Origin of the sequence: Glycomyces sp. NPDC049804 (assembly GCF_040674615.1) — a bacterium.
Taxonomy (GTDB): Bacteria; Actinomycetota; Actinomycetes; order Mycobacteriales; family Micromonosporaceae; genus Glycomyces; species Glycomyces niveus.
Window position 1 is genome coordinate 174,367 of sequence record NZ_JBFAMQ010000002.1, and the last position, 24,456, is coordinate 198,822.

A 24,456-nucleotide genomic window follows, 5' to 3' on the forward strand; every position below is an offset into this window, starting at 1 on the left:
CGATTCGGACGAAACCCGCCGATCGGCGGGTGCGAGGACGAGACAGGGCGAGCCATTATGTACGCATGCAACTGAACAGCCCTGTTCTCATCACCGGCGCCAGCCACGGCCTCGGCATGGCCACGGCCTCGGTGCTCGCCTCCGAAGGCGTCCCGCTGGCGCTCTGCGCGCGCAACGCCGCCCCCTTGAACGAGTTCGCCGAGAAGCTCCGCGCCGACTACGACATCCCGGTCGCCACGCGCGCGCTCGACGTCAACGACACCGAGCTCATGGTCGAGTTCGTGCACGAGGCGCAGCGCCGCCTCGGCGACCTCAAGGGCCTGGTCGCCAATGTCGGCGGCTCGCGCGGCCGCAGCATCGTCGACACCGAGCCCGACGACTGGGCGTACTCCTTGAGTGTCAACGTGACCAGCGCGATGACCGCTCTCCGCGCCGCCCTGTCGCAGCTGCGGCGCACCGGCGGCGCGGCGGTCCTGGTCTCCTCGATCTCCGGCACCAAGCCCTCGCCGGGGCTCGCGTACGGCTCGACGAAGGCCGCGCTCAACCACGCCGCCACCGTGCTGGGCCGCGAGCTCGGCCCCAGCGGCGTCCGCGTGAACGCCGTCGCGCCCGGCTCGATGCTCATCCCCGACCGCAACTGGGACCGCCTGCGCGTGGCCGACCCCGGCCGCTACGAGGCGTTCCTCGAGGAGTTCCCGAACCGGGAGCTCCTCGACCCGCGCGACGTGGCCGAGGTGATCGCCTTCCTCCTGTCGGACAAGGCGAAGGCGATCAACGGCGCGGTGATCCCGGTCGACGGCGGCCAGAACGCGCCCAGCGCGTACGGCTACTGAGCCAATTTACGGCTCCGCAAGCTACGCCGAGGGTGCGGCTTCTTCGATCGGCTTCGGGCCGGTGAGCCGGCCCATCAGGCTCTACTTCATTGACCTGCGAAGCAGGTGCGGGAACACGAGCAGGGCGACGACGGCGCAGAAGACGCAGAGCATGCCGTAGCTGGCGTACTCGACGATCGGGCCCGAGGCGAGCCCGGCGGCCATGGCGGCCAGGCCCATCACGAGGTCCGAGAAGCCCTGTGTGGACGGGCGCTCGGCCGGGGTGATCGCGCTCGTGACGAGCGCGGCCGAGCCGACGGTCATGGCCGACCAGCCGAGTCCGAGCAGGATCAGGCCGACCGAGAGCCGCACGTGGTCGCTCGCGGGCGAGGAGCCGGAGACCGCGCACGCGGCGACGAGGACCGCCGTGCCCGCGATGAGGATCGGGCGCGCGCCGTACTTGTCGACGAGGCGCCCGATGACCGGCGCGAGCGCGTACATGCCGCCGATGTGCAGGCCGAGGATGACGCCGACGACGCTGAGCGCCTCCGCGGGGTCGGCCATGCCGTGCTTGATGTGGACGGCGGTCATGGCCATGACGCCGACCATCACGAAGTGGCCCAAGGCGGCGGCGATGACGCCGGTGCGCACGGCCGGGTTGGCCTTCGCGGTGCGGTAGCCGTCCGCGATGGAGCGCTTGGGCGCGTCGGTCTCGCCGCTGATCTCGCGGGCGGTCAGGAGCGGGTCGGGGCGCAGGAAGACGAGGATGACCGTGGCCGTGACGAGGCAGAGCACGCCGATGGCGGCCATCGAGCCGACATAGGCGGGGCCGCCGAACCAGCCGGTCCAGATCCGCTCGGCGAGCCCGGCGAGGGACGGGCCGGCGACCGAGCCGATCGTGGTGGCCCACACGATGAGCGCGAGATGTGAGCCGCGGCGGGCCGCGGGCGCGAGGTCCGCTGCGGCGTAACGGGACTGGAGCCCGGCGAAGGAGGCCGAGCCGAGCAGGAAGTAGCCGACGACCGCGAGCACGGCGTTCCCGAGGTGGATCGCGGTGGCGACGATGAGGGTGCCGACGACCGCGCAACCGTAGCCGAAGGCGAGCCCGCCGCGGCGGCCGAACCGCTCGGTGATGCGCACGGCCGGGACGACGACGAGCGCCGACCCGCCCACGAAGAGGCTCTGGGCGAGGCCGGTGAAGGTCGCGGAACCGGTCATCTCCTCCACGAGGAGGGCGCCTACGGCGATGCCGATGCCGACGGCGAGGCCGCCGAGGATCTGGGTCATGAAAAGCGTGCGCAGGACGCGCTGTTGCAGCGGCGCGGTGTCGCGCGCCTCGGCGGGGGTCACGGGCGGTCGGGCGGTCACGGGGGGTTTCCTTTCTGCGGGTGGGTCCGGCCTGGAGCGGCCCGGTGGGGCCGGGCGCGCGGCCGGTCAGATCGGCGGCGCCGCCGGTCCGGAGGCCTGGGCCACGGCGTCGGCCACCGCCGCGGCGAGTGCCGGGTCCAGGCGCGAGGTGCTGATGCGGATGCCCTGGTGGCCGTGGAAGGAGTACGCGCGGCCGGGGGCGACGGCATAGCCGGCGTCGCGCAGGGCCACGACGGCGGCGGTCTCGTCGGCGACCGGGACCCACACGTTGAGCCCGGAGCGGCCCCACACGTCGATGCCGTGCGCGGCGAGCGCTTCGCGAAGGGCGCCTTGGCGTTCGGCGTACACGCGGCCCGCGTGGGCGACCTGCGCCTCGACGGCCTCGTCGGTCCAGGCGGCGATCACGAAGTGCTGCAGGATGCGCGAGACCCAGCCGTGGCCCATCTGCATGCGCCCCTGGATGCGGGCCTTCGTCTCGGGGTCGGCGGCGACGAGCGCGCAGCGCAGATTGGGGCCGTAGGGCTTCGACACCGAGCGCACGAACATCCAGCGCTCGGCGGCGTCGGCCACGAAGTGCAGCGGCACCTGCGAGAGCTCGGCCCAGTGGTCGTCCTCGATGACGAAGACGCCCGGGCGGCGGGCGAGGACCTCGCGGAGCGCGGCGGCGCGCTCGGCGGACACCGCCGCCCCCGTGGGGTTCTGTCCGCGCGAGGTGAGGATGAACGCCTTCGCGCCCGCCGCGAGGACCGCGTCGAGCTCGTCGGGCAGCGGGCCGTCGCCGTCGATCGCGACCGGGGTGACCTGGTATCCGGCCGAGAGCAGCAGGTCGCGCCCGTTGGACCAGGTGGGCTCCTCGACGGCGACGGTGTCGCCGGGTTCGAGCCGGGCGGCGAGGCCCCGCTCGAAGGCGTCCAGCGCGCCGGAGGTGACGGTGAGGTCGCCGTGCACGCCGTCGGCGGCGAAGCGGTCGCGGGCGAGGTCGAGCAGGTCGGGGCAGGGCCCGCCGTCGCGGTAGTTCCCGGGCGAGACCTCGACGCGCGGCATGAGCGACGCGAGGTCGGGCAGCAGATCGGGGTCGGGTTCGCCGGAGACGAGGTCGAGCACGCCGGAGGGGACCTTGAGCGTGCCGGTGGGGGTGAAGGCGGAGCGCTGGCGGATGAAGGTGCCCGCGCGGCCGCCGGTCTCGACGACGCCGCGTTCGCGCAGGCGCCGGTAGGCGGAGGCGACGGTGCCGGGCGCGACGCCCAGGTCGGCGGCGAGTTTGCGGACGGGGGGCAGGGTGCGGCCGGGCGCGAGGTCGCCGGAGCGCACGCCGGACTCGATGCTGGCGGCGATCTCGGTTGCCGCCGACCCGGTGATCTGATACTGTACCGACATAACCAACTGATTGTATCAGTACAAAAATCGGCGATTGGAGCCACCCCCGATGTCCGCCCTCGAATGCCCCCGCAGCAGCCGGTTCACGCAGACCGAGCGCACCACCCCCAAGCGCTCCCGCGAACGGGTCACCTATGAGCGCGAGGCCGCCTACCAGGTGCTCGACGAGGCGCTGTTCGTCGACCTCGCGTTCGTCGGACCGGACGGGGCGCCGCGGGTGCTGCCGACGTTCCATGTGCGCGTGGGGGACACGCTGTTCGTGCACGGCTCCACCGGATCGAGCATGGGCCTGGGCGGGCGCGAGGAGTTCGCGGTGAGCGCCACCGCCACGATCGTCGACGGGCTCGTCTTCTCCAAGAGCTGGTTCCACCACTCCATGAACTACCGCTCGGTGGTCGTGCACGCGAACGCGCGGCTGGTCACCGACGAGGACGAGCGCTGGGAGGTCTTCAAGGCCCTCATCAACCGCATGGCCGAGGGCCGCGCGGACCGCTCGCGGGAGGCGAACCCCAAGGAGAACGCGATGTCGGCGCTCCTGGCGATCCCGCTCGAGGAGGTCTCCATCAAGCAGCGGTCGGGTCCGCCCGTCGAGGAGCCCGAGGACGAGGACCTGCCGTTCGTGAACGGCGTGGCCCCCGTTTCGACGGTGGTGGCGGGACGGCTCTAGCGGGCGCCGGAGGATCCCCTAGACTGCGATCCGCGCGGTGCCGGACCGGCCCCGGCCTCCAGACGACATGACCGTCCGGAGCGTGGGTCGTGGGAACTTCCCTTCGGGACCGGTCCGGCGCCGTCTCAGGCGCAGGAGGTGCACCGTGCGGATCGCTTCGCAATCGGGCGGGCCGAAGTTCGAGACGGCCCGCCCGATCCCGTTCTAAGCCGCGGCGGCTTCCCTTTCGCTCTCGGCCTTGTCCAAGCGCCACACGGCGATCGAGCCGCCGCCCGCGACGGCGACCACGAAGAGGACGAAGGTCAGCGTGTACGGCCAGGCCGGCGCGGCGTCGTCCGAGTTCTGCACCATCGCGGCGTCCTCCCCCGCGCCCCACCAGATCGCCTGGCGGATGAGCTGCAGGAAGTCCCGGTCGCCCCAGGTCTTGCCCTCGCCGCCCGGCGAGGCGTAGAAGACCGGCAGCTCCTCGTTCACCCAGGCGACCGCGTCGCCCGAGCCGAGCTGCGCGAGGAGCGTCGAACCCGGTTGCGCCGGTTCGGGATCGAAGAAGTACCAGCGCTCGGTGAGCTTCAGTTCCTCGTCGAGGCCCTCGGTGACCTGCGAGCCCGAGTTGAAGTTCACGGCCTCCTCGGTGGCCGTCTCGGCGCGCGGGAGCGCGGTCGCGCTGAGGGACTCGTGGAACCAGGTCCAGTCCGGCTCGCTCTCGATCGCGGTGTTGGTGGCGATGAGGCCGCCGCCCTGCTTCACGAACGTCTCGACCGACTCCTGCTGCGCCTCGTCGAGGAAGTCGCCGCCGGTGTTGAGGAACATGACGACGTCGTAGGCGCCCAAGTGCTCGAGGTCCTCGGGGGTGCCCTCGATGAGCGTGAAGTTCCAGCGGCGCGCCTCCATGTGCAGGCGTTCGACCGCGTAGTCGGCCACTTCCTGCTCCTCGTTCCCGGTCGAGACGACCAGGACCTGCGGCCCCCCGGCGGCGAGGGCCGGAGCAGGGGCGAAGACGGGCGCGCAGGCCAGCGCGACGACGGTGCACAGTCGCAGCAGGGTTCTCACGCGCCCAGCCTATCGGCTCTCGTCCGCGGTGCTCCAAGCCGCTCAGGCGGGAGCGGGAGCCGAGGCGGAACGAGGTCGGCCGCGCTCCCCTTCGGCGAGCATGAGCTCAGGGGAGCGCGGCCTGCTGCTTGACCTGCCTTCTATTTGTACAAGGCCTTCGCCAGCCGCCGCTGCGCGATCCACATGCCCGCCACGCACAGCGCCATGAGGTAGGCGATGTGGACGAGCATCATGGGGCCGAGCTGGCCGAGGCTGAGGCCGCGGACCAGTTCGATGCCGTGGTACAGCGGCATGATGTAGACGATCGGCTGCGCGAAGCCCGGGTAGGCCTCGACGGGCGTGAAGGTGCCGCCGAACAGGAACATGGCGAACACGACCGCGTTCATCCAGTCGAAGTCGGGCCAGTCGCGGAAGATCGTGGCGAGGGTGAGGCCGATGCCGGCGAAGGCCAGCGCGATGAACACGCACGCGGGCACCGCCAGGAGGGCCCACCAGGAGTCGAGGAGGCCGAAGAGCCCCATGACGACCACGAACGCGCCGATGTAGGTGCCGCCGCGGATGAGCGCCCACCAGACCTCGCCGAGGGCGACGTCCCAGGGGCGCAAGGGGGTCGCGAGGATGCCGTCGTAGACCTTCATCCACTTGAACTTCGCGAACACGTTGATGGAGGTCTCGGCGAGGACGCCCATCATGGCGGCGTTCGCGAGGATCGCGGGGGCGACGTAGGCGGTGTAGGAGACGGTGGTGCCGTCGGGGAGGGTGATGTCCCCGACGAGGGAGCCGACGCCGAACCCGAAGGCGAACAGGAAGAGCAGGGACTCGACCGCGCCGGAGATGATGAGGATCCAGGCGCGCCGCATGGCGACCCAGTTGCGGTTGAGCAGGGCGCCCGAGGCCTTCAGGGAGGCGCGGGCGGCGCCGTAGGCGATGACCGACATGGCTGGGGCTCCTAGAAGTTCAGGCGCTTCTGGATCCGCCAGCGGGCGGCGTACCACCCGGTGACGGCCAGCGCGGCCAGGTAGGCGATGTGGGCGAGGGGCGGCAGCGCGGGCGCGACGTCGGCGGTGGCGGCGCGCGCGAGTTCCGTGCCGTGCCACAGGGGCGAGGCCCACACGAGGGGCTGGAGGAACCCGGGCATCTCGGCGGCGGGGAAGAAGACCCCGGAGAACAGCGAGATGGGGACGACGGCGAACCGGAAGATCATGTTGAGGTTCGAGTCGTTCTTGATGCTCGAGGCCCAGAAGTGGAGCCAGGGCGCGAGCGCGGCCGAGACGAGCGCGGCGGCGATCACGGCGAACGCGGCCCACCAGCCGTTGGTGTAGACCCCGAAGAAGGCCAGGACGATCGCGACGACCGTGCAGTTGGTGAAGGGGCGGAAGACGACCGCGTAGAGGAGGTGGCCGTTGAGGATGTCGACCGGGCCGAGCGGGGTGGCGCGCTGGGCGAGGTAGTGGCCGCCCCAGTCCTCGTAGCCGCCGTGGACGGGGAAGACCATGTCGTTGCCGAGCATCATGACCGCGACGGAGGCGACGAGGCCGGGGGCGATGAACTCGGCGTAGGTGAGGCCGCCGACGGCGGACGAGTCGATGTAGGCGCCGACGCCGATGCCGATGGAGACCATGTAGAGGACCGGCAGGAGGCCCGAGGTGAAGACGGTGCCGTGCCAGACGTGCTTGTACAGGGCGAGTTGGAGGTTGAAGGCGCGCCAGGCGGCCTGGGCCGGGGTCGGCGCGGAGCGGTCGGCGATCGCGGTGGTCACGCTTCGTCCTCCACGAGGGCGCGGCCGGTGAGCCGCAGGAAGACGTCTTCGAGGGTGGCGCGGCGGGCGAGGACCGAGGTGGGGTTGATGTCGCGGGCCTCGAGTGCGGCGCCGGTGTCGTCGGCGTCGTCGGTGTAGACGAGGATCTTGTCGGGCAGGGCCTCGATCTGGGCGCCGATGCCGCCCAGGGTGAGGGCGAGTTCGGCGAGCTCGGTGGTGTGGGCGGTGCCGAAGCGGAGTTCGACGACCTCCTTGGTGACGTGGGTGTCGATGAGCTCGCGCGGGGAGCCGGAGGCGATGATGCGGCCCTCGTCCATGACGACGAGGCGGTCGCAGAGCTGCTCGGCCTCGTCCATGTAGTGGGTGGTGAGGAGGATCGAGACGCCGCGGTGCTTGAGTTGGAACAGCCGCTCCCACACCAGGTGGCGGGCCTGCGGGTCGAGGCCGGTGGTGGGCTCGTCGAGGATCACCAGCTCGGGTTCGTTGATGAGCGAGCGGGCGATGGCGAGGCGGCGCTGCATGCCGCCGGAGAGTTCGTTGACCTGGTCTTTGGCGCGGGAGGAGAGCTGCACGAAGTCGAGGAGTTCGGCGGCCTTGGCTTTGGCGGCCTTCTTCTTGATCCCGAAGTAGCCGGCGTAGACCACCAGGTTCTCGAAGACCGTGAGCATCCCGTCGAGGGTGTTGTCCTGGGGCACCACGCCGAGGCGGGCGCGGATCTCGGCGCCCTGGGTGCGGGGGTCGCGGCCGAAGACCTCGAGCTCGCCGCCGGTCGGCTGGGAGACGCACCCGATCATCCGCATCGTGGTGGACTTACCCGCCCCGTTCGCGCCGAGGAAGCCGAAGGCCTCCCCGCGGCGGATCTCGAAGTCGACGCCGCGCACGGCCTCGTGTTCGCCGTAGCTTTTCCGCAGGTCCGCGGCGCGCACCAGGATCTCTTCGTCATGTGGCATGGGGTCACCCTAAGCCCCCGGGGCGACATTCTCCAACGCTTTTTGAAGCGAATCTTTCATAAATACCCGCCGGTAGGGGTAGTGCTTGCCCTACCCCCATTGACGGGTCAGCGGTAGTTACAAGTCGCGGTGAAACGGGAAGGATCTAAAGAGTCGCAGTTCCCGACAGATCGGACCTTCTCCATGACGCTCATCGCCGACCAGGCACCGCCCGCAGCCGCGCGACCGAAGACCGGCAGCGACTTCGCCGAGCTCGGCCGCCGGATCAACGCGGCGGGGCTGATGAACCGCCGCCCCGCGTACTACGTGATCCGCTTCGCGGCCATGGCGGCGGTCTTCATCGGCGGCTGGACGGCGTTCGCGCTGATCGGCGACACCTGGCTCCAGATGTTCACGGCCGCGTTCATGGCCCTCGTGAGCGCCCAGATCGCGTTCCTCGGCCACGACCTCGCGCACCGCCAGGTCATCCGCAGCCGCGCCACCTCCGAGCGCATGGGCTGGTTCACCGGCAACCTCGCCAACGGCATGGGCTACGGCTGGTGGAACGACAAGCACAACCGCCACCACGCCAACCCCAACCACGAGGAACTCGACCCCGACGTCGCGCCGGGCCTGTTCGTCTGGTCCAAGCGCCAGGCCGGCTTCGCGCAGGGCATCGCCACCTGGTTCGGCAAGTACCAGGCGCAGCTGTTCTTCCCCATCCTCACGCTCGAAGGCCTCAACCTCAACTGGTCGGGCATCAAGTCGGTCATGAAGCCCGGCCTGAAGAACCGCGGCATGGAGGCCCTCTTCCTCGCGATCCACTGGGCCGCCTACCTCAGCGCGCTGTTCATCGTCCTCTCCCCCGGCAAGGCGATCGTCTTCCTCCTGGTGCACAAGGCCGTGTGGGGCCTGTACATGGGATCGGTCTTCGCGCCGAACCACAAGGGCATGCCGACCTTCGTCGGCGAGACCGAGCTGGACTTCCTCCGCAAGCAGGTGCTGACCTCCCGCAACGTCAAGGGCGGCTGGTTCACCAACTTCGCCCTCGGCGGCCTGAACTACCAGATCGAGCACCACCTCTTCCCGGCCATGCCCTCCGTGAACCTCGCCAAGGCGCAGCCGATCGTCGAGGAGTTCTGCCTGGAGAAGGACATCCCCTACCACGCGACCGGCCTCATCCAGTCCTGGAAGGAAGCCCTCGGCGAACTCCACGCCCACGGCGAGCCCCTCCGGGCCGCCGCCCGGGCGGCGAAGGCCGCCAAGGCGTAAGCACGACGCGAGAGCCGCCCGCGCGATGCGCGGGCGGCTTCTCGCTGCGCTCATTCGGCGGCCACGAACAAGCGCTGGCCGGAGGACCAGTAGTCCTCGATGCCGATCGCGGCGGTCTCCGCGCCCGCGCTCGGCACGGTGATGCAGTAGTCGCCGGTGGCGTTGCCGCCCGCGAACACCTCGGGGGCGTACGAGAGGTGGTCGGGGATGAATCCGCAGGCCTCGGTATAGACGCTGTCCTGGATGAAGACGCCGAACAGGAGGTCGGCCCAGGCGGTGCTGGAGGCCTCGCCGTCGTAGGTCGCGTCGACCGTGAACATGAAGAACTGGTACCCCTCGGGCGGGGCCGCGTTGAACGGGTCCGCCTCCATGACCTGGTCGGTCGCGTCGGGCACGACCTCGCTGATGACCACCGTCCAGTTCCCGGTGGTGACCTCGCTGCCCGCCGGGAGCGGCGCGGTCGGGTCGGTGCCGTCGACGACCTGGTCCTGCGGCGCGTCGCCGTGCCCTTCGTCCGAGTCCTCGCCGTCGTCGCTGGTCTCGTAGTCCGTCGGCCAGTCCTCGATGATGTCCTCGGCGGTCTTGCCCACGGCGATCGTGACGATCACGGTGACGATGAGCCCGACCACCGCGAGCCCGATGCCGATGATCGACATCAGCTTGTGGGACTTGAAGATCCCGAGGATGCCGAGCACGATCGCGGCGACGCCGAAGGGCCCGCCGATGAAGACGCCGGCGACCGGGATGAGGCCGAACAGCAGGGCCGCACCGCCGAAGACGAGCGCCAGGATGGCGAGGGTCTTCGGCCGCTCGCCCCACTGCTCCGCCGGCGGGCCGGGCGGCGGCGGATAGTAGGGCGGCGGCCCGGGAGGCTCCTGCGGGAACGGCGGCGGCTGCGGTGAAGCCGGTGGCTGGGACATGACTCCTCCCAAACGGTGAGTAAGTCTGTTACCTGCATCACAGCATGCGAAATCGAGATTGTCTCGGATACCGCCCGTTCCCGGCCCGGGGTCGGGCGCCCGCGATCACTCGAAGGCGTTCGCGGCCTGGTCCCGCAGCGAGCGCACGTGCTGCTCCAGGCCCATGAGCTGGCCGAACAGCCTCATGTACTCGTCCTTGTCCGTGCTCGGGTTGATGCGCTGGAGGCGGCGCTTCAAATCCGCGACCTCGGCTTCGACCACGGGCCGCTGGATGCGCGCGAGGATCGTGCGCACGTAGAGGCCGTCGGGCTCGCCCGCGAGGCGCAGCTCCTCGACCGCCAGCTCGCTCACCAGGGCGCCCGCGGCGATCTCAGTGCAGGCGTTCTGCACGGCGGCGATCCAGTTCGGACCGGCCGCGGCATGCGCCGCTCCCCCGGCGGCCGCGATCGCCTCGCGGACCGCCCGGTAGTTCGGGTCGGTGTACGGCGTGGCGTCCACGGCGTCGAAGTACGGCCCGGCGACCTGCGGCTGCTGCAGCGCGACCTTGAGGACCTCGCGCTGGGCGCGCAGCTGGGTCGAGTCCGCGCGCGGCTCGCGCTTCGGCCCGGCCGGTGCCTCCGGCGCCTGGCCGGTGGCCGCGCCCTGCACCGCGCGCCGCAACTCGGCCTTCTCCTTGCCGAGCCGCCCGGCGTAGACGCCGATGTACTCCTCCACCAAGCCGCGGTCCTTGACGCGGGCCAGCAGCGGCGCGATGGCGCGCGTGGCGTGCAGGCGGCCCTCGGCGGTGTCCAAGTCGTGCTTGGCGATCGCGCGTTCCAGCGCGAACTGCACCAGCGGCGTGTGCCGCTCGATCAGCTCGCGCACCGCCGCGTCGCCCGCGCTCTGGCGCAGCTCGCACGGGTCCTGCCCGCCCGGCGTGACCGCGATGTACGTCTGCGAGACGAACCGCTGCTCCTCGTCGAAGGCCTTGAGGGCGGCGCGCTGCCCCGCCTCGTCGCCGTCGAACGTGAAGATGATGCGCCCGTCCGCCGACTCCGAGTCGAACAGGAACCGCCGCAGGATGCGGATGTGCTCGGGCCCGAACGCGGTGCCGCAGGTCGCCACCGCCATCGGGACGCCCGCGAGGTGGCAGGCCATGACGTCCGTGTACCCCTCGACGATCACGACCCGGCCGGTGCGGGCGATCTCCTTGCGCGCCAGATCGATCCCGTAGAGCACCTGGGACTTCTTGTACAGCGGCGTCTCGGGCGTGTTGAGGTACTTGGGGCCCTGGTCGTCGTCGAAGAGCTTGCGCGCGCCGAAGCCGATCACCGAGCCCGAGGAGTCCCGGATCGGCCAGACGAGGCGGCGGCGGAACCGGTCGATGAGGTTGCCGGTGCGCGAGGGCTTCGCGAGCCCGGCCGTGTTCAGCTCCTCGGCCGTGAACCCCTTGGAGCGCAAGTGCTTCGCGAGCGCGTCCCACGAGTCGGGGGCGTAGCCGCAGCCGAACGTGGCCGCCGCGTCCCGGTCGAAGCCGCGCGAGGTCAGGAACTGCCGGGCGGTCAGGGCCTCGGGCGACAGGAGCTTGGCGGTGTAGAACGCCGCCGCCGCGGCGTGCGCGTCGAGGAGGCGCTGCTTGAGGCCCGGCGCGCCGGAAGGGCCGCGCTGCACGCGGCCGTCGACGTCCTCGTACGTGAGCTTGAGGCCCGCGCGGGCCGCCAGCCGCTCGACCGCCTCCACGAAGGTGAGGCCGTCGAGCTCGGTGAGGAAGGTGATCGCGTCGCCGCCGACACCGCAGCCGAAGCAGTGGTAGACGCCGCGCGCGGGCGTGACGTTGAAGCTCGGCGAGCGCTCGTCGTGGAACGGGCACAGGCCCTTGAGGTTGCCGCCGCCGGCGTTGCGCAGGGTGACGCGCTCGCCGATCACATCGGCGATGTCCACGCGCTCGCGCACCAGCTGGATATCGGCGTCCCGGATCCGCCCTGCCACTGTTCACCTCTTTTCGCTGCCTTCCCATTCTGCCCGGTCCCACCGACGACCCGCTCGCAGACGCCGCCCGGTGTGAGCCCCGGACCCGCCGCGGGCGGACGCTCGGTAGCGCCCCGACCCCGGTGCGCAGCCGCAGTGAGTGTTCGGCCACCATGGACGGGTCGCGGAGGTCACGTCGCCCAGCGGCCGCGCGGAAACCGTTGGCGCAGATCAGAACCGGTGCGACACGCCGCTGTACCATGGTTCTCGCACGCCTCGTTCCCGACCACGCCTCACGCGAGCGCGGTCCGATCCGCTAGAGTCGCCTATCATGCCGGACCCATCGCCCGAGCAGCCGCCCTCCTGGCCTCCCACCAGTGAACCGGCGGCCACACCCACCAATCCGCCCCGCATCACCGCGCGCGGAGTGGGCCACCTGCCTTCCGCAGCGCCGGACGACGAACCGTCGGCGGCCGACCGGTTCATGCGACCCCCGCCGCGCCCCCAGGAGAGCGGCGGCCTCTTCGAAGCGGCGCAGCCGCAGCAGCCCGGGGCCTTCGACGAGCTCGACCCCGAGGCGCGCCGCGGCGAATGGGGCGCGTTCGACGACGCGACCCCGTCGGTGCCGCAGCAGCCGGGCCCCCAGCAGGCGCGGCACTCCGAACCGCCGTACGGGCAGCAGAGCGAGGCCGCGTACGGCGACGCGCTGCAAGGCGACGCCTCCTACGGCGGCGCGCCGCGCCAGAGTCAGCCGAGCGCGCCCGAGCCGGGCCGCCAAGAGCCTGCGCCGCAAGGCGAATGGGGCGAGGCTCCCGACTGGCCGCCGAAATCGAGCCAGGACTGGATGCACCAGCAGTCCCAGACCGGCTGGGGCCTGACCAGCGGCGGCGCCTCCTGGACCGGCGCGGGCGAAGCCCCGCCGCCCGCGGCCGCACCCGCGCCCGAGGCGCCCGAGCAGGGCTTCGGGTCCGCGCCGCAGGGCTTCAACCAACCGCAGCCCGCCCCCGAGCAGGGCGGCGGCCTCGAATTCCCCGAGCTGCGCTCCGACCCGTACGAGGCGGACGTCTACGGCCACAACCAGTACCGCGGCGAAGCCGGGGGCCAGGACCTGTACCGCTCCGACCCGTACCAGGCCGAGCGGATCCAAGCCGAGGCGCAGCAGGCCCGCGAGGAGTACCAGGCCCAGCAGCAGGCCGCGCCGCCGTTCCCGCCCGTGCCCCAGCAGCAGGGCTCCTATGGGGACCAGCGCACCGGCGCGGCCTTCGGCTCGGGCTCGGACGCGTTCGGCCCCGCCGGCGGCGAACCCCAGCAGCAGCAACAGGACCCGTACTTCGGCGCGCCCGACCCGTACGCGCAGCAGGACGCCCCCGCCGCGCCCCAGTCCGCGTACGCCCCGAGCGGGTACGACCAGCCGTTCGAGGACCCGGCCTACGCCGACCAGGCCGCGCCGGCCCCTGAAGCCGTGCCCGCGCAGCGCAGCGAGCCGGCCGAAGCGCCCGAGGTCCCGGCCGAGCCCGCGCCGGGCAACACCCGCGTCGCCCCGCCGACGCACCGCGGCGTCCGCTACGCCATCTACGGTATCGGCGGCCTCATCACCCTCGGCCTCATCATCGGCATCGTGCTCATGCTCGGCGCCGAACCGCCGCGGGAGCCGACCCAGCCGGGCAACGAAGGCGCCGGCGACGCCAGCGAGACCGGCGGCGCCGACGACGCCCTCACCCCCGAGCGCTACACCGAGCTCGCCGCCGCCGCGGGCACCGCCGAATGGTTCTCCTGGCGCTACGGCGACGCCGGCGAGAACGGCGCCGAAGAGCTCGCGGCCGCCTCGGGCGACGCGCTCGCCACCGAGCCGCTGTTCGGCGACGCCGACCGCAGCATCCAGGGCCAGCTCGGATACGTCACCGACGAATCCGGCCTCAGCGGCATCGACCACGTCACCGTCGTCGAGTCCACCGACGCCTCGCTCGGCCTCACGCCCCGCGCGGGCGGCAGGTTCACCGACGAGGGCCGACCCGAACTCGAACTGCAGGAGGGCACGACCGCCGACTGCGTCGCCGGACTCGGCGGGGAGCTCGGCAGGCCGGTCGCGCTCGCGCGGCCCGAGCAGAGCGCCGAGGTCAACGCCCACGCCGTGATCGCGTTCTCCTCGGGGATCATCGCCACCGCGGGCATCAGCGGCGCGCAGGGCGGCACCTGCCTCCAGCTGCCGGACGGGCAGGTCCCGACCGACGTGGCGCTCACCGACGGCAACGAGCTCGCGCTCGTCACCACGTGGACGCCCGAGACGCAGACCGGCTCGCTCGTCGTGATCGCCTTGGGCGACAAGGCGGAGTCGTACCAGTCCAGCTGGTCCGAGTCCTACCCCGGCCTGCCGAACCCGGGTCACTTCGGCGCCGCCGAGATCGCGGGCACCGTCGAGCTGCCGTTCACCGCGCCGACCTCGGTCGACGCCTGGTCGAACTCCAGCGGCTCGCTCTCGACCGAGCGCAGCGACGTCGCCGGCGGCGCGGGCCGCGACCAGGTCGCGACCGCGGGATACGCGATCGTGGGCGACCTGAGCACCAGCCAGGTCGCGGTCGTCGACCTCGCCTCCACGCTCGAGGGCCTCGCGGCCCGGCACTACGACGGCGCCGAGTTCAAGTTCGACGCCGCCGCGGGCGACGCGGTCGGCTTCGACGGCGGCGTGGCCGACGTCGCCGCGACCGAGGGCGCCTCGGCCGTCGCGACCGCCGACGGCAAGGTCCGCGAACTCGACGGCTCCCTCAAGGAGACGGCCGCGACCGACGTCGGCGCGAACCCGACCTGCCTGGTCGTCGGCAGCCAGAGCGGCGCGTTCATCGCGACCAGCCGCGGCGACGCCAAGGTCAGCTGGGTCTCCGGCGGCGAAGTGCAGCAAGAGCTCGCGGACTCGCGCATGGCCGACCCGCTGTGCGCCTCCGAGACGCCCGCCTTGAACGCGCAGGGATACGACGGCACCGCCGCGGTGGTCCTGGTCGCGGACTACACCGGGCAGCGGCTCCACTCGTACCTCGACGGCCAGGCCACGATTCCTGGCGGCGCCGCCGTCGGCGGCGACGGGTTCTCCTACGCCGGGGCCTACGAGGTCGCGGGCAACCCGTGGGGCGCATCGGTGACCGTGGACCTCGAATAGACGCAGACCCGTTCGAGGGCCGCCCGGCGCACCGCCGGGCGGCCCTCGTCATATCGGGTACCTTGAGCGGCAAACCGAAACTCGATGGAAGGCAGGAATGGACGGCTACGGTTGGAACCTCGCGCTCGTCGGCGTGCTGGTGCTGTTGAACGCCCTCTTCGCGGGCAGTGAGATGGCGCTGGTGTCGCTGCGGGAAGGCCAGCTGCGGACGCTGGAGCGCGAGCCGGGCAAGGGCGGGCGCACCCTCGTGCGGCTCGCACGCGACCCGAACCGGTTCCTCGCCACGATCCAGATCGGCATCACCTTGGCCGGCTTCCTGGCCTCGGCCACCGCGGCCGTCTCGCTCGCCGAACCGATCGTCCCGGCGCTGAGCTTCCTCGGCGGCGCGGCCGACGCGGTGGCGGTCGGCCTGGTCACCGTCGTGCTCACCTTCTTCACGCTCGTGTTCGGCGAGCTCGCGCCCAAGCGCCTGGCGATGCAGTACTCGCTGCGGTGGGCACTGCTGGCGGCCAAGCCGCTCGACTTCCTGTCCACGGCCGCGCGGCCGGCGGTGTGGGCGCTGAGCAAGTCCACGAACCTGGTCGTGCGGGTCTTCGGCGGCGGCAACGAGTCCGACGGCGAGCAGATGAGCGCCTCCGAACTGCGCGAACTCGTCTCGGGGCAGCGGGCGCTCAACCCCGAGCAGCGCGAGATCATCGTCGGCGCCCTCGAGATCCACGCGAGGCGGCTGCGCGAAGTCCTGGTGCCGCGCCGCGCGGTCTTCGTGCTGCCCGCCGACACCGCGATCGCCCAGGCGCGGGCGCTGCTCGCGGCCTCGGGCCACTCGCGGGCGCCGGTGACGGGCGAGACGGGCCTCGACGACGTGCTCGGCGTCGTGCACCTGCGCGACCTCCTCGACGACTCGCGGGCGCTCACCGAGGCGATGCGCCCGCCCGTGGTGTTCCCCGAGTCGCTGCGGGTCTCGGACGCCCTGCGGCGCTTCAAGGCCGACCACGAGCAGTTCGCGGTGGTCGTCGACGAGCACGGCGGCATCGACGGCATCGTGACCCTCGAAGACCTCCTCGAGGAGTTCGTGGGCGAGATCTACGACGAGACCGACCGCGACGTGATGGCCGTGCAGCGCCGCGCCGACGGCGTGATGACCGTGCCCGGCACCTTCCCGATCCACGACCTCGAAGACCTCGACATCGAGCTGGTCGACCAGCCCGAAGGGAGCTTCACCACGGTCGCGGGCCTGCTGCTGGCGCGCCTCGGGCGGCTCCCGGAGGCCCCGGGCGACAGGGTGCGCCTCTCGGGCTGGGAGTTCGAGGTCGCGGACGTCGAGCAGCACGCGATCACCACCGTGCGGGTCCGCCGCCTCGCGGTCGGAGACTGACGTCACCGGGCGGGGCGGCCGGGCCGGTCCGCTGGAATAATGGACCGGTGACAAAGCAGCTCTCGCTCGCAGGCGCCACGGTCGACCCGCCCGTGGTGCTGGCGCCCATGGCCGGGATCACGAACCTGCCCTTCCGCAAGCTCTGCCGCGAGCAGGGCGCCGGGATCTACGTGTGCGAGATGATCACGACGGTGGCGCTCACCGAGCGCAACCCGAAGACCATGCGGCTCATCGAGTTCGACCCGGAAGAGAAGACCCGCAGCCTGCAGCTGTACGGCGTCGACCCGGCCGGGATGCGCAAGGCCGTGCAGATGGTCGCCGACGAGGATCTCGCCGACCACATCGACCTCAACTTCGGCTGCCCCGTCCCGAAGGTCACCCGCCGCGGCGGCGGCTCGGCCCTGCCGTGGAAGCGCGGGCTGTTCCGCGAGATCGTCACGGCCGCCGTCAAGGCCGCCGGCGACCTCCCGGTGACCGTGAAGATGCGCAAGGGCATCGACGACGACCACCTGACCTACCTCGAAGCGGGGAAGATCGCCCAGGACGCGGGCGTCGCGTGGGTCGCGCTGCACGGGCGCACCGCCGCCGAGCGGTACTCGGGCACGGCCGACTGGGACGCCATCGCCTCGCTGAAGGAGCACCTGGACCTGCCGGTGCTGGGCAACGGGGACATCTGGGAGGCCGACGACGCGCTCCGCATGGTCGAGCAGACCGGCTGCGACGGCGTCGTGGTCGGACGCGGCTGCCTCGGGCGGCCGTGGCTGTTCGGCGACCTCGAAGCCGGGTTCAGGGGCGAGGTCAAGCGCATCATGCCGTCCCTCGGCGAGGTCGCGAAGGTCATGTACCGCCACGCCGAACTGCTCGTCGAGTGGATCGCGGGCGCCGAGTCGTACGAGGCCCGGCGCAACATCGACGCCGAGGAGCACGGCTGCCGCGAGTTCCGCAAGCACGTCGCCTGGTACCTCAAGGGCTTCCCGGTCGGCGGCGAGCTGCGCCGCGAGCTCTCGATGGTCTCGCACCTCAACGAGCTCGAAGACCTGCTCGGCAAGCTCGACGCGGACGCGCCCTTCCCCGAGTCGACCATCGGCAAGCCGCGCGGCCGCACCAACAGTCCCGGCAAGGTGAGCCTGCCCGACGGCTGGCTCGACGACCGCGACGACCTCACGGTGCCCGAAGGCGCCGAGATCGACTCCTCGGGCGGCTGACCCGGCGCTCGCGGGAGGGGTCCCGCACCCGCTGTAGGCACAATGGGAACCGGACTCCATTGCCCCGAGAGGACGGTGCCACCGCATGACCGACCAGGCCTTCTACCCGCAAGTGCTCCCCCCGTGGGTGCGCAGTCTCGCCGCCGGCGTCCCCGAGGCGCCCGAAGGCGAGGACCCGCTGCCGTACCCGCCACTGGGCACGGTCTTCGCGCTCTCGGCCTACCGGGGCTGGGCGGTGCCGCCGCGACCGTACGAACTGCTCTTCGGGCGCGACAAAGACAACGTCAACCTCCCGCTCGGCGTCACCGACGACCGGATCAGCCGCCGCCACGGCCGCCTCATCTGCCACGGCAGCGAGTGGACGATGCGCAACGAAGGCCGGCTGCCGATGCTGTTCCCCGGCGACGCCATGCTGCTCCGAGGCCAGGAGCGCCTGGTCGAGGACGCCTACACGCCCGTCTACATCGGCAACCCGCGCGAAGAGGTCCACTTCCTCGAGATCCGCGTCATCGGCGGCAAGCGCCCCGACGGCGAGGCCGCGCCCGAGGACGAGACCGCGGTGCCGGTGGTGCACCTGCTGAGCCGCACCGAGCGGCTCGTGATCGCCTCGCTGGCGCAGCGGTACCTGCGGGGCCTGGCGCAGCCGCAGCCGGTGTCCTGGAAGACCGTGGCCGGGGACATGGCCGGGCTGCCCGGCCCGAAGGACCGGGACTGGAACGAGAGGACCGTCGCCCGCGTCGTCGCGTCGGTGCGCGAGCGGCTCTCGGCCCCGGACTACAAGCACCGCGTCTACGGGCTGCGCCGCAGCGAGGTGTTCGGCGAACCGCTCGGCAACGCGCTCAACGACAACCTCATCCGCGCGCTGCTGCAGAGCACGACGCTCACGCCCGAGGACCTCGAGCCGTTCGACGCCGCCGAACGCTCCGGCGCCTGACCGCGCCGGTCAGAGCTCCACGTAGCACATGATGTAGCGGATCCTGTCGACCTCGGGATCCCACTCGCGGCCGGACTCGTCCTCGTCGAGCGAGTCGTTCCAGTACCACTCGTAGTCGAAGTCGTAGCCCTCGCCGCGGCAGGCCTCCCAGGCGGCGTCGTCGTGGTTGGGCTGCATGGGGTTCGGGTCCTCGGGGTTCATCACGATCTTGAAGATGAGCTCGTCCGCGAGCGGCGAGTCGCACGCGACCACGATCCAGTCGTCGGGGTGGTCGACGACGCACTCGCCTTCGACGGGGCGGCGCGACGCCCTGGCGTCCCCCGTCACGGGCGCCACGGTCGGCGACGGCGGCTCGAGGTTCACGGTCGGCGACGCGGAAGCGGACGACGAGGCGCCGTCGCCCGCGAGATCCGCGGCGGCGTCGCCGTCTTCGGCGGTGAAGAGCTGGTACAGCAGCAGGCCGCCCGCGAGCGCGACGGCGAGCACCGCGGACAGGACGCTGAGCAGCATGGTCCGGTGCTGCGCGGCGGGGGCCGGCGCGGACGCGGCGAGGGCCGCCGTGCGGTCGCGGTCGGCGGGTCCGGTGCGCAGGCGGTCCTGGATGTCGCGGAGGATCGGCAGGGCCGCGCCGTCCTGGGCGACGCCGAGTGCCTGGGTGAACGCTGCGGCGAGGTCGCCGCAGGTGCGGTAGCGCTGGTCCGGGTCCAGGTGCATGGCCTTGGCGACCACGGCGTCGATCTCGGCGGGGACGTGGTCGCGGAGGGCACTCACCGGGACGAGGTCGCCGCGGCGCTGCTGGTCGGCCGCGGCGATCCCGTCGGCGTTGTCGAAGGGCCGGCGGCCGGTGAGGCAGTGGTAGAGCACGGCTCCGAGCGAGTAGACGTCGCCGGCGCGTTCGCGCGGGGTGCACGGCAGCATGCGGGCCGGGTCGGACGGGTCGGCCGCTGCGGCCTCGTCGGGCCGGGCGTCGAACACCTCCGGTGCGGTGTAGCCGCGGGTGCCGATGGATTCCCCTGTGGCGGTGAGGTCTTCGCCGAAGCGGTCCTTGGCGACGCCGAAGTCGGTCAGGTACACGTGGCCGTCGGCCCCGAAGAGGATGTTGCCGGGTTTGACGTCGCGGTGGACGACGCCGTGCCCGTGGGCGTGGTCCAGTGCCCGGGCGGTCTGAGTAACGACGTCGGCGGTCTTGGCGAGGTCGAGCCCGCCGTCTTCGAGCAGGCGCTTGAGGTCGTGGTCGGCGCGGGGCATGACCAGGTAGAGCAGGCCGTGGTCGTGCTCGCCGGAGGCGGTGAGCACGTACATGATGTTGGGGTGCTCGAGGTTCGCCATGAGCTGGATCTCGCGGAGGAACCGCTTGCGGTACACGGGGTGCTGGGCCAGGTAGTCGGCCATGATCTTGACCGCGACCTTGCGGTGGTGCAGCTTGGTGTCGGCGGCCAGGTAGATCTGGCTCATGTTGGTGGCGCTGAAGGGATCGGGGTCGAGGACGTAACCCGGCAGCGACCGGGCGAGTTCGTCACGGGGAGGGAACGGGGAGGCGGTGTCGTCCATAGGGGCGGTGCCTTCGGTTCGGGAGGAAGGGTGTGTGCCGAACACGGTCGAAACCGGTTCACCCCCGAGCAATTGCCATGTAACCAAATGAACGGGCGGTGATGCAAGCCGCCCCACGCGAAAGGGGGACCTCCGGTGCCGGGAGGTCCCCCTTGGTCTCGTCGCGCCTTTACTCGGCGGGCGTCTTGCCGTACTTCTTGTAGAACTTGGCGACCCGGCCCTCGTCGTCCAGGACGCGGCTCTTGCCGGTCCAGAACGGGTGCGACGCGGAAGAGATCTGCACGTCGATCACCGGGTAGGTCTTGCCGTCCTCCCACTCGACGGTCTCGGCCGAGCCGGCCGTGGACCGAGTGAGGAAGGAAAAGTCCGCTGCGCGGTCGCGGAACACGACGTAGTCGTACTTCGGGTGAATACCTTGCTTCATTCCTGGTTCCTCTCCTTGCTTTCGAAACAACCTTCGAAGGGGTCGGGGTATTCCCGCCAGGCGGCGGTGCCTTCGGCCACTTCGGCGTCGGTGAGCAGGCAGGCGTCGAGGGCCGCGGTCAGCTCGTCGGCCTCGAAGTGGATACCCACGAACGCGAGTTGAATCTCGCGGTCGCCGAAATCGGCGTCCCAATGCAGGTCGGCGTAGACGCGCCGCTCGGGGCTCGACTCCTCCCACTCCTCGTCGGGGGTGGCCGCGAGCCAGCGCCCCATGTCCCCCATCGAGACGCCGCCGCCGCTGGACTCCCAGGCCACGATCAGGTCGGGCTGCCCGGCGAGCCAGAGGTGGCCGCGCCCGCGGAGGGTGCGTCCGGTGAGGGTCGGGAGGGCCTGGTGGAAGCGCTCGGGGTGGAAGGGGCGGCGGGCGCGGTAGAGGGTGGCGACGACGCCGCAGTCCGGTTCGGGCTCGTGGCAGCCGACGGCGTATCCCTCGATGCCGCGGCCGTAGGGCTCGGGCGCTTCGGGGTCGAAGCGGCCGCTGCGGCGGATGCGGGCCGAGAACTGCGCCAATTTACGGCTCGCAAGCGTCGCCGAGACCGCGGGTTCGGGCAGGTCGAGGACGAGGTGCCTGGACCAGGGGTTGAGGCGCTGGAGGAGGACCGAGAGGCGGGTGTGCTCGTAGTCCGGATCGGAGCCGGGTGCCCAGAGCAGGACGGTGTCGGCGAATTCGATCTGGCGGGCGGCGACCTCGGAGACGGAGCGGGTGTCGTCGTCGGCGGCCTGGAGGCCGCGGTCGGCGAGGTCCTGGTCGGAGTCGAGGGTCTCGAGGAGGGTCTCGGGGTCGCAGACGGCGACGACGGAGTCGATGCGGATGGCGTCGGAGACGGGCGCGCCGTCGACGTGGCTCCAGCCGCAGGCGGTGGTGACGGCCTCGGGCTCCATGGAGGGCGGGAGGACGAGCGCGAGGTCGTTGGCGGGCCGGGCGCGGGCGAGGCGCACGAGGGCGGGGAGGAGGTCTTCGCGGATCGTGCAGTTGATGCAGCCGTGCTCGAGGGTGACGCGCTCGTCTTCGATGAGTCCGCGGCCGTCGTGCACAGTGCGGCGGACGATGCCGGCGTCGAGGAGTTCGGCGAGGTCGTAGGTCACGACGAGGAGGCCGGGGTCGGCTCGGGTGAGGAGTTCGGCGGCCTCGCGGGTCGCCTTGGGGGCGATGCCGGTCAGGAGCGTCAGCGCCGGCCGCAGGTCGGCGGGTGAGATTTCGAAACCGGGCTGTGCGAGCTGGCTCATGAGGCCTCCGATCTATTTGAAAACGATTGTCATTATACTGGTTGCTGCGAGAGGAGGACGACCGTGTCCAGAACATGCGAGGTGACCGGCGCCGGCCCCGGCTTCGGCAACAACGTGCCGTGGTCGAAGAAGAAGACCCGGCGCAAGTGGAACGTCAACCTGCAGCACAAGCGGTACTTCCTGCCCAGCGAGGGCAGGCACGTGCGGTTGCGGGTGTCGACCAAGGGCATCAAGGTGATCGACCGCGACGGGATCGAAGCCGTCGTGGCGCGCCTGCGGGCGGAAGGGAAGAAGGTCTGAGATGGCGAGCAAGAGCACCGATGTGCGGCCCGTGGTCAAGCTGCGGTCGACGGCGGGGACCGGCTACACGTACGTGACCCGCAAGAACCGCCGCAACGACCCGGACCGGATGGTCCTCAAGAAGTACGACCCGGTCGTGCGCAAGCACGTCGACTTCCGGGAGGAACGCTAGTGACGACCCGGAACATGAAGCACAGCGGGGAGGAACGCTAGATGGCGAAGCAGAGCATGATCGCCAAGCAGCTGAAGCGGGAGGCGCTCGTCGAGCGCTACCGCGAGCAGCGGGCCGAGTTGAAGCGGCTCGTCTCGCACCCGGACACCGACCCGGCGACCCGCGCGGCGGCCGTGGTGAAGCTGCAGCGGCTCCCGCGAGACTCGTCGGCGACGCGGCTGCGGAACCGGGACGTCGTGGACGGCCGTCCACGTGGTTTCAATCGCAGATTCGGACTGTCGCGTGTCCGACTCAGGGCGATGGCGCATCGCGGCGAATTGCCCGGTCTGCGTAAAGCGTCCTGGTAATAATTCACCTCATATCAGACAAATAACCCAGGCGGCCAGCGCTCTCTTGCGACGCTATGGAATGAAAGCGTTATACGTCCGTCGCAAGAGGGCGCTACCCTGGGGTTTGCGAGTGCGCTGTGAGACTGCTCTCAAGCCCGGAACCATGTGAGCTCCTCCTGCGTTTGACTCGGTGAACGAAGGAGCAAGAGAGTGATGGCCCAGCAATTGGAGACCGCGCCGGCCGAGGCGAGTGAGACCGAACCGCTCGCCGCGACCGCCGCTGACGTGCCCGCCAGCCCCGCCGCCCTCTGGGCGTCCGAGAGCCGCGCGAACTACTCCATCACGCACACCGATCAGGTCGAGCACGACTGGATCGACTGCGGCTGCGTCATCCACGGCGAATAGGCGCCGTTCACTCGTCGATCTCGACGACCGCCCGGCAGCGGTCCTCTGAGAGGCCGTGCCGGGGGTCGATCACGAAGCCGCTCTCGTCGTCGAAGGCGGCGTGCAGCCCGTTCACCCAGAAGGGGCAGCTCACCAGTGCCGTGCGCGTCCCGCCGTCCTCGGCGATCTCGACGCGCGCCCGCGCCTCTCCCGCCACGGAGGACTCGAGGGCGAATCCGGCCTCGTGCTCGTACCAGAGCCGGTCGGCGCTCACCTCGGGGTAGGACACCACGTCCCAGTGCTCGCCGGGGGCCAGCGCGAGTTCGCGGTCGGGGTCCTCGGGGAACGCGAACGGGCAGCCCTCGCCTTCGGGTTCGGCGGCGCAGGCGTCGTAGAACTCGCGGATGGCCGCGTTCACCTCGTCCTCGCCCTCCTGGGAGACCACCAGCCAGGGCGTGGGCATCCAGGTGTCGACGTAGTCGTCCTCGATCGAGAGGAACTTGTTCCCCAGCGCGAGGATCGTGGGACTGCCATCGAGTTCCATCGTGGACGGCAGGTCGGGGTAGAACTCGTAGAACCCGGGCAGGAGCATGATGTACGCCGGGCCCTGGTTGAAGTCGATCGCGAACCTGACGCCGTTGAGGTCGAGGTAGTCCAGGGAGCCCCAGGCCTCGACCTCGACCATGGGCCGCTGGATCTCGGCCTCGCCCTTGTCGACGACCACGTGGTAGCGGTGCCCGATGCGGTTGCCGTCGAGGTCCTCGATCTCGGCGTAGACCTGGGCGTTCGCGTGCCCCTTGTCGCCCTCCTCGTAGGCGACCTGCTCGACCTCGGTGATCACCCAGCTGGAGTCGAGCGCCTCGGGGACCAGGAAGGGGCCTTCGGCGTCCTCCAGGTCGGTGAGGGCCAGCGCGGCCGCCACGTCGCCCTCGTGGACGGCCTCGAGGAAGTCGACCACAGTGGACTCGGCGATGGGCCGGTGCAGCGGGGACCATTTGACGACGGCGATCACCGCGGCCGCGAGCGCGACGGCGACGGCCGCATAGGCCAAGGCGACGTTGGGGATTCGCGGGAGGCGGCGGCCGGGCGACGGGTCGGGGCCGGGAGCCGGGCCGGGTTCGCCGAGGGCTCCCAGATCGATCATGTGCTCCTCGCCCCACCGCTGCGGGGAGGGGGATTCGGACACCCTCGCTCCTGTGACTCGACTGCTACCGTTGTCTGTGGAAAGTGTAGCGGTCTCAGCA

The 24,456-nt window shown here is 71.2% G+C and carries 23 protein-coding genes; 11 read left to right on the forward strand and 12 right to left on the reverse strand.

Annotated features, from left to right (window positions below):
• Window positions 1–65 precede the first annotated feature (65 nt).
• A complete protein-coding gene (locus tag AB0K52_RS03260; RefSeq protein WP_363525477.1) occupies window positions 66–833 on the forward strand; it encodes an SDR family oxidoreductase in 768 nt (255 codons plus the stop codon).
• 81 nt (window positions 834–914) lie between these two features.
• Here AB0K52_RS03260 and AB0K52_RS03265 read toward each other — a convergent pair whose 3' ends face one another.
• Together AB0K52_RS03265 and AB0K52_RS03270 are read right to left on the reverse strand one after the other, a co-directional pair.
• The gene (locus AB0K52_RS03265) at window positions 915–2,180 is read right to left on the reverse strand and encodes an MFS transporter (RefSeq protein ID WP_363525480.1); all 1,266 of its coding nucleotides are present in this window, start codon (window positions 2,178–2,180) and stop codon (window positions 915–917) included.
• Between the two features lie 66 nt (window positions 2,181–2,246).
• Window positions 2,247–3,557, reverse strand: coding sequence for an aminotransferase class I/II-fold pyridoxal phosphate-dependent enzyme (locus AB0K52_RS03270; protein ID WP_363525483.1), 1,311 nt, complete (start codon window positions 3,555–3,557; stop codon window positions 2,247–2,249).
• A 49-nt stretch (window positions 3,558–3,606) separates the two neighbouring features.
• On the opposite strand from AB0K52_RS03270, the gene AB0K52_RS03275 reads away from it, so the two are divergent.
• A complete protein-coding gene (locus AB0K52_RS03275; protein WP_363525485.1) occupies window positions 3,607–4,224 on the forward strand; it encodes a pyridoxamine 5'-phosphate oxidase family protein in 618 nt (205 codons plus the stop codon).
• 204 nt (window positions 4,225–4,428) lie between these two features.
• On the opposite strand, the gene AB0K52_RS03280 is transcribed toward AB0K52_RS03275, so the two are convergent.
• The 4 genes from AB0K52_RS03280 to AB0K52_RS03295 form a co-directional block, all read right to left on the reverse strand.
• The gene (locus AB0K52_RS03280; RefSeq protein ID WP_363525488.1) at window positions 4,429–5,274 is read right to left on the reverse strand and encodes a ThuA domain-containing protein; all 846 of its coding nucleotides are present in this window, start codon (window positions 5,272–5,274) and stop codon (window positions 4,429–4,431) included.
• 140 nt (window positions 5,275–5,414) lie between these two features.
• Window positions 5,415–6,212 (reverse strand): ABC transporter permease, encoded by a 798-nt coding sequence (locus AB0K52_RS03285; RefSeq protein WP_363525490.1) that lies wholly within the window; start codon window positions 6,210–6,212, stop codon window positions 5,415–5,417.
• Window positions 6,213–6,223: 11 nt separating this feature from the next.
• A complete protein-coding gene (locus tag AB0K52_RS03290) occupies window positions 6,224–7,033 on the reverse strand; it encodes an ABC transporter permease (RefSeq protein ID WP_363525493.1) in 810 nt (269 codons plus the stop codon).
• Window positions 7,030–7,983 (reverse strand): ABC transporter ATP-binding protein, encoded by a 954-nt coding sequence (locus tag AB0K52_RS03295; RefSeq protein ID WP_363525496.1) that lies wholly within the window; start codon window positions 7,981–7,983, stop codon window positions 7,030–7,032. Before AB0K52_RS03295 ends, AB0K52_RS03290 begins: the two co-directional genes overlap by 4 nt.
• A 183-nt stretch (window positions 7,984–8,166) precedes the next feature.
• On the opposite strand from AB0K52_RS03295, the gene AB0K52_RS03300 reads away from it, so the two are divergent.
• On the forward strand, window positions 8,167–9,234 hold the full coding sequence (locus AB0K52_RS03300) for an acyl-CoA desaturase (RefSeq protein ID WP_363525499.1): 1,068 nt from the start codon (window positions 8,167–8,169) through the stop codon (window positions 9,232–9,234).
• A gap of 50 nt (window positions 9,235–9,284) precedes the next feature.
• On the opposite strand, the gene AB0K52_RS03305 is transcribed toward AB0K52_RS03300, so the two are convergent.
• Together AB0K52_RS03305 and dnaG are read right to left on the reverse strand one after the other, a co-directional pair.
• Window positions 9,285–10,154, reverse strand: a complete 870-nt coding sequence (locus tag AB0K52_RS03305; protein ID WP_363525501.1) for a DUF4190 domain-containing protein — start codon at window positions 10,152–10,154, stop codon at window positions 9,285–9,287.
• Between the two features lie 105 nt (window positions 10,155–10,259).
• Window positions 10,260–12,122 (reverse strand): DNA primase, encoded by a 1,863-nt coding sequence (dnaG, locus tag AB0K52_RS03310; RefSeq protein ID WP_363525504.1) that lies wholly within the window; start codon window positions 12,120–12,122, stop codon window positions 10,260–10,262.
• A gap of 310 nt (window positions 12,123–12,432) precedes the next feature.
• On the opposite strand from dnaG, the gene AB0K52_RS03315 reads away from it, so the two are divergent.
• The 4 genes from AB0K52_RS03315 (at window position 12,433) to AB0K52_RS03330 (ending at window position 18,766) form a co-directional block, all read left to right on the forward strand.
• On the forward strand, window positions 12,433–15,252 hold the full coding sequence (locus tag AB0K52_RS03315; protein ID WP_363525507.1) for a hypothetical protein: 2,820 nt from the start codon (window positions 12,433–12,435) through the stop codon (window positions 15,250–15,252).
• A 97-nt stretch (window positions 15,253–15,349) separates the two neighbouring features.
• Window positions 15,350–16,627: a hemolysin family protein gene (locus tag AB0K52_RS03320; protein WP_363525510.1), complete on the forward strand. Its 1,278-nt coding sequence runs from the start codon at window positions 15,350–15,352 to the stop codon at window positions 16,625–16,627.
• A gap of 47 nt (window positions 16,628–16,674) precedes the next feature.
• On the forward strand, window positions 16,675–17,832 hold the full coding sequence (gene dusB / locus AB0K52_RS03325) for a tRNA dihydrouridine synthase DusB (RefSeq protein WP_363525513.1): 1,158 nt from the start codon (window positions 16,675–16,677) through the stop codon (window positions 17,830–17,832).
• Window positions 17,833–17,917: 85 nt separating this feature from the next.
• On the forward strand, window positions 17,918–18,766 hold the full coding sequence (locus AB0K52_RS03330; protein ID WP_363525516.1) for an FHA domain-containing protein: 849 nt from the start codon (window positions 17,918–17,920) through the stop codon (window positions 18,764–18,766).
• A 9-nt stretch (window positions 18,767–18,775) separates the two neighbouring features.
• Here the strand turns inward: AB0K52_RS03330 and AB0K52_RS03335 are convergent, their stop codons facing one another.
• From AB0K52_RS03335 to AB0K52_RS03345, 3 genes are all read right to left on the reverse strand, one after another.
• The gene (locus AB0K52_RS03335; protein ID WP_363525519.1) at window positions 18,776–20,317 is read right to left on the reverse strand and encodes a serine/threonine-protein kinase; all 1,542 of its coding nucleotides are present in this window, start codon (window positions 20,315–20,317) and stop codon (window positions 18,776–18,778) included.
• A 169-nt stretch (window positions 20,318–20,486) separates the two neighbouring features.
• On the reverse strand, window positions 20,487–20,741 hold the full coding sequence (locus AB0K52_RS03340; protein ID WP_208496435.1) for a type B 50S ribosomal protein L31: 255 nt from the start codon (window positions 20,739–20,741) through the stop codon (window positions 20,487–20,489).
• Window positions 20,738–22,027, reverse strand: coding sequence for a GTP-binding protein (locus AB0K52_RS03345; RefSeq protein WP_363525522.1), 1,290 nt, complete (start codon window positions 22,025–22,027; stop codon window positions 20,738–20,740). Before AB0K52_RS03345 ends, AB0K52_RS03340 begins: the two co-directional genes overlap by 4 nt.
• Window positions 22,028–22,090: 63 nt before the next feature.
• Between AB0K52_RS03345 and rpmB the strand changes: the two genes are divergently transcribed.
• The 4 genes from rpmB to AB0K52_RS03365 all read left to right on the forward strand — a co-directional run bounded on the left by rpmB (window position 22,091) and on the right by AB0K52_RS03365 (window position 23,233).
• The gene (gene rpmB, locus AB0K52_RS03350) at window positions 22,091–22,327 is read left to right on the forward strand and encodes a 50S ribosomal protein L28 (RefSeq protein ID WP_363525525.1); all 237 of its coding nucleotides are present in this window, start codon (window positions 22,091–22,093) and stop codon (window positions 22,325–22,327) included.
• 1 nt (window position 22,328) lies between these two features.
• Window positions 22,329–22,499, forward strand: coding sequence for a 50S ribosomal protein L33 (gene rpmG / locus AB0K52_RS03355; protein WP_208496430.1), 171 nt, complete (start codon window positions 22,329–22,331; stop codon window positions 22,497–22,499).
• A gap of 41 nt (window positions 22,500–22,540) precedes the next feature.
• On the forward strand, window positions 22,541–22,846 hold the full coding sequence (gene rpsN, locus AB0K52_RS03360) for a 30S ribosomal protein S14 (protein WP_363525528.1): 306 nt from the start codon (window positions 22,541–22,543) through the stop codon (window positions 22,844–22,846).
• Window positions 22,847–23,041: 195 nt separating this feature from the next.
• On the forward strand, window positions 23,042–23,233 hold the full coding sequence (locus AB0K52_RS03365) for a hypothetical protein (RefSeq protein ID WP_208496426.1): 192 nt from the start codon (window positions 23,042–23,044) through the stop codon (window positions 23,231–23,233).
• Between the two features lie 7 nt (window positions 23,234–23,240).
• Here the strand turns inward: AB0K52_RS03365 and AB0K52_RS03370 are convergent, their stop codons facing one another.
• Window positions 23,241–24,398: a hypothetical protein gene (locus AB0K52_RS03370; RefSeq protein ID WP_363525531.1), complete on the reverse strand. Its 1,158-nt coding sequence runs from the start codon at window positions 24,396–24,398 to the stop codon at window positions 23,241–23,243.
• Between the last annotated feature and the right edge of the window lie 58 nt (window positions 24,399–24,456).